The organism is Micromonospora phytophila (genome assembly GCF_023656545.1).
In the GTDB taxonomy this organism is placed as follows: Bacteria; Actinomycetota; Actinomycetes; order Mycobacteriales; family Micromonosporaceae; genus Micromonospora; species Micromonospora phytophila.
In genome coordinates this window covers 1-4,364 of sequence record NZ_JAMOKF010000397.1, presented here as the reverse complement: position 1 = coordinate 4,364, position 4,364 = coordinate 1, and the positions used below count along the sequence as shown (strand labels likewise).

The window sequence follows — 4,364 nt, the reverse complement described above, 5'->3', positions numbered from 1 at the left end:
GGCGTGGTGCGAGGAGGCCGGGGACGGCCCGGGGCAGCAGGCGGCCGACGCCCGGCTCGCCGGCGGCGACCCGCCCGCCGACGAACCGCGTCCGAGCGTCCGCGGCCCTCGCCCGCGGGCCCCGGGGTCGCCCGAGCCGGTCAGCCGTCCAGCCGACGGACCATGTTCATGACCGTTTCCACCTGTGCGCCGCCCTTGATGGGGTAGTTGCTGGCGCCGAGGTAGCCCCACCAGTCCCAGCAGCCGTTCGGGTTCGCGCCCGAGGTGGTCGCCTGGGGGTAGAGCACGATGAGGTTGTTCGTGTCGGCGTACTGGTTGAGGTTGGCCCGGTCCACGAAGGCGGTGCCGATCGAGGAGTATCCCTGCAGGCAGCCGTGCAGGGTGACCAGCAGGCGGCACGACTGGCCGGCCGCGCAGGAGGACGGGACGTAGGCGAACCCGTTGGCGTCCATGCTCAGGCCGTTGGCCCACCCGTTCACCGCGAAGGTGTTCTGGCCGAACCGGACGAGCGTGCCGCCGAGCGGGCCGGTGTTCGGCGCGTTCACCCCGCCCAGCAGCTTGCGCAGCAGGGCGTTCTGCGGGTCGGTGCCGCAGTTGTTGAGAAACGGCGAGGCGGTGGCGGTGCACCCCACCGTCCCGTAGGGGGTGACCCAGGCGTGGCCGGCGGAGGAGCCGCTGTCGTACTGCACGTTGGATCCGAAGTGCTGGTAGTAGCGGACCAGGTCGTCGGTGACGGACTTCTTCACGGTGTTGTCGTTGGTGCCGTGGAAGACGTACACGGGATCGCCGGAGAGGTTGCCGACCGGGTCGATCCAGCCGTACGACGCCCAGGTCCGGGTGTAGGACTGGAGCGCGGACAGGTGCGTGGGGTAGACGTTGTCGCCGCATCCGTAGAGCGCCTGGGCGACGTTGTTCTGCGCGCAGTAGTACGGTCCGGCGGCGAAGATCGCCGCTCCCCTGATCCGCGCCGAGTAGGCGACATGGAGCTGGGTGGCCAGGTAGCCGCCGGAGGAGACCCCGGCGACGTGGACCCCGGAGACGTTGTAGGTGCCCAACGATCCGGAGACCGGGGCCTTGGTGTACGGGGTGGCGGCCCGGGCGGGCGTCGGTGGCAGGGCCAGGATCAGCAGCAGGGCGGCGGCGATGGCGGCGGCGGATTTCCGCGGTGTCTTCATGACGCTCTCCCGTCGGAGCGCCGGCGGGGCTGTCGGCGTGCGCAGACGCTAACGTGATATCGAGCACACTGGATATCATCGGGATCCACACCTCGGGCGCCACGCGTGTGTCGGCAACCGACAGGTCCCGCACCAACCCGACGGTCCGTGGCGCGTGGCGGGCGTTCAGCACACTGATCGTCGGGCGACCGTAGCGGACCGCAGCACCAACCGTCACCTGGGTCGGCACCCTCTATCCTCCCTCCATGTCGTTGACAGATCGGGACCTGGCCATCGCCGCGGCGGAGGCGGGCGCCGCAGTCGTCCGCGCGCGCTACGGCACGGCGCTGGACCGCTTCGACAAGTCTCCGTCCGACTTCGCCACCGCCGCCGACCTCGAGGCGGAGCAGGCCATCCTGGACGTGCTCCGGACCGCCCGCCCCGGTGACGCCGTGTCCGGTGAGGAGAGTGGACACACCGGAGCGGCCGACGCCGAGCGGACCTGGCTGGTGGACCCGCTCTGCGGCACCCTGAACTACGCCGCCCGGACGACGCTGGTCGCGGTGAACGTCGCGCTGCGTACCGGATCGGATGTCACGGTCGGGGTCTCCGCCGACCCCTTCGCCGAGGAACTGTTCTGGACCGACGGTGAGGACGCGTACGTCCGTCGCGAGGGCGTGGACGAGAAGCTGACGCCGTCGGCCGAGTCGCGGCTGGTGGACGTCAACCTGGACCCGCCGTTCCCGAACGGACCGGCGTTCCGGGCCGTCGAGCTGCTCGCGGACGAGGCGTTCGCCGCACGGTTCCGGCCCCGGGTGGTCTCCACGACGCTGGCCGTGGCCTGGGTCGCGGCCGGCCGGCGGGCCGCCTACGTCACCGACGGCCACCTGCGGGACAGCGTGCACTTCGCCAGCGGGATCGCCCTGTGTCAGGCCGCCGGTTGCGTGGTGACCGGCCTTCAGGGGCAGCCGCTGCACACCGGGGTGGGCGGGCTGCTCGTGGCGGCGGACCAGGCGACGCACGCGGCCCTGCTGACCCTCGTCGGCAACCAGTTCCCGCCCGACGCCGGCTGAGCGGTGGCCAGCCCACAGGTTCCCGCCGGGCGACGCGACGGCCCTGCTCGTGCCGCTTGCCGGCACAGCGCTCGGCACGGCGGACAGTGCCCGGAGGGAGCGGCATGAACCACGGCGACGACGCGCTCACCGATGCGGAGCTGGACGACATCCAGCAGCGGGTCGAGGCCGCCAGCCCGGGACCGTGGTACGTCCGCCTCCTCGACGACTCCCACGCTGCCGGGTTGGTGGCCGTCGGCACCGCACCCGACACGGGCCGCGGGGAACGCTGGCCGGACTTCCCCGCGGACGAGATGATCGCCGCCACCCTCGTGCAGTTCCCGGAACGCTACGTCGACTGCGCCGACGAACGCTGGGACGAGAACGCCACCTTCATCGCACACGCCCGGCACGACGTCCCCCGGCTGCTGGCGGAGATCCGGCGACTCCGAGCCCAGCTCCAGCGGGGCTGACCGGCGCGGCGGTCGACCGGCGTCCGGGAGTTGCCGCAGGACACCGGCTCGCGCGTTTTCTGCACCGGGCAGCTGGCCTGGGCGGCGTCACCGGGCACGCAGGACGATGTCCCGGGGCGGGCCGGGCTCGGCCCAGCACAGCCCACCCCGAGCTGCCACGCCCGGTAGCCCCTCGACCATCCGGCCGACGTCCACCACCGATCCGAGCGCTGCGGCGAGGTCGGCGCGCAGCTCCGCGACCGCCGAGGCCAGATCGTCCTCCTCCGCCGCCCAGTCGATGTCGGCCTTCCGCAGGTCGGCCACCGCGTGGTCGACCAGCGCCCGCGGATCGGTCACGTTCACGGTGAGCCGGCAGTAGACGTGCAACGTGACGGATTCCGTGGTGACCGCGTCAGTCATGGCACCGAGCATGGCGCACGGGCGTCGCCCGTGTGCCGCCGGGATGGCCGGCGCCGAACCCGGTGACGGCCCACCGGGCCGCACGGCTGAGGGCGCCGGGGTAGTAGGTTCCGGCGGTGGATCGCGAGGAGCTTGCCGGCCTGCTCGTCGGCGTTGACGCCGCGTCCATGGGGTGCCGGCGGGCGGTGTCGGCGGGCGCGCGGTACTGGGTGGAGCACCAGACGGACCGGCCGGTGCCGGCGTCCCACCTCGCGCGCATCTACGCGGGACGCCAGCGGCGCGTCAGGAAGGCCGGCAGGCCGACAACGGGCTTCGCCGAGGCGGTGGCCGTGCTGCGAGCCCAGGGCGAGCGGCCGATCCGGCTCGGGGCCGTCGACGTCGCCGAACCCCCGTACCACTACATGCTGTTCCTCGACGAGCATTTGACGAAGGTGCTGGCGGTCATCGGGGTCAGGCGGCGCCCCGAGCCTTGAGCAGCGGCGATGGTGGCGACGCCCTCCTCGATGTCGGAGGCGGTGTTGGCCGCGTAGCCGAGGACCAGCCCGGGCCGGTGGGGCCGTTGGCAGTGCCAGGACAGCGGCTGCACCTTCACCCCGCGTTCCAGCGTCGCCGCCGCCAGCTCCGTGTCGACCACCGCACCGTCCAGTGTGATCATCAGGTGCAGCCCCGCCGCCGCGCCGTGCACCGTCGCCCCGGGCAGGTGCCGGGACACCGCCGTGATCATCGCGTCGCGCCGCCGTACGTGCCGCCGCCGAAGCAGCCGGAGCTGGCGTTCCAGCGCCCCGGAGGTCATCAGCTCAGCGAGCACCAGCTGGGGCAGGACCGCGTTGCCCAGGTCGGCGTTGCGCTTGGCGTCCACCACCGCGTCCCGGTAGCGGCCGGGCGCCAGCAGCCAGCCGACCCGCAGCGCCGGGGCGAGCAGCTTCGACACGCTGCCGGCGTAGCAGACCTGGTCGGGCAGCATCCCGCGCAGCGCGGGCACCGGGGGCCGGTCGTAGCGGTGCTCGGCGTCGTAGTCGTCCTCGATGACGAGCCCACCGGCCCGCGCCCAGGCGACCAGTTGGCGGCGGCGGTCGCCGTCGAGCACCACCCCGGTCGGGAACTGGTGCGCCGGGGTGAGCATCACCGCGTCCACGCCGCTGGCCGCCAGCTCGTCGACGCGCAGGCCGGCGGCGTCGACCGCGATCGGCGGGGTGTCGACCTGCCAGTTGTTCAGGTGCTGTCGGACGCCGAGCGAGCCCGGGTCCTCCACGCCGACCCGGGTGATGCCGTCGCGGCGCAGCGCC

The 4,364-nt window shown here is 73.1% G+C and carries 6 protein-coding genes; 3 read left to right on the top strand and 3 right to left on the bottom strand.

Annotated elements, in window-relative coordinates:
* Nucleotides 1–140: 140 nt before the first annotated feature.
* The gene (locus NCC78_RS28175; RefSeq protein ID WP_250798302.1) at nucleotides 141–1,175 is read right to left on the bottom strand and encodes an extracellular catalytic domain type 2 short-chain-length polyhydroxyalkanoate depolymerase; all 1,035 of its coding nucleotides are present in this window, start codon (nucleotides 1,173–1,175) and stop codon (nucleotides 141–143) included.
* 245 nt (nucleotides 1,176–1,420) lie between these two features.
* On the opposite strand from NCC78_RS28175, the gene NCC78_RS28170 reads away from it, so the two are divergent.
* Nucleotides 1,421–2,227, top strand: a complete 807-nt coding sequence (locus NCC78_RS28170; protein ID WP_250798301.1) for an inositol monophosphatase family protein — start codon at nucleotides 1,421–1,423, stop codon at nucleotides 2,225–2,227.
* A 104-nt stretch (nucleotides 2,228–2,331) separates the two neighbouring features.
* A complete protein-coding gene (locus tag NCC78_RS28165; protein ID WP_250798300.1) occupies nucleotides 2,332–2,679 on the top strand; it encodes a hypothetical protein in 348 nt (115 codons plus the stop codon).
* Between the two features lie 87 nt (nucleotides 2,680–2,766).
* On the opposite strand, the gene NCC78_RS28160 is transcribed toward NCC78_RS28165, so the two are convergent.
* Nucleotides 2,767–3,078 (bottom strand): hypothetical protein, encoded by a 312-nt coding sequence (locus tag NCC78_RS28160; protein ID WP_250798299.1) that lies wholly within the window; start codon nucleotides 3,076–3,078, stop codon nucleotides 2,767–2,769.
* Nucleotides 3,079–3,194: 116 nt separating this feature from the next.
* Between NCC78_RS28160 and NCC78_RS28155 the strand changes: the two genes are divergently transcribed.
* Nucleotides 3,195–3,551, top strand: a complete 357-nt coding sequence (locus NCC78_RS28155; RefSeq protein ID WP_250798297.1) for a hypothetical protein — start codon at nucleotides 3,195–3,197, stop codon at nucleotides 3,549–3,551.
* Here the strand turns inward: NCC78_RS28155 and NCC78_RS28150 are convergent.
* On the bottom strand, nucleotides 3,476–4,364 hold an 889-nt coding region (locus NCC78_RS28150), incomplete at its 5' end, for an aminotransferase-like domain-containing protein (protein ID WP_250798296.1). The two genes, NCC78_RS28155 and NCC78_RS28150, sit on opposite strands and share 76 nt — an antisense overlap.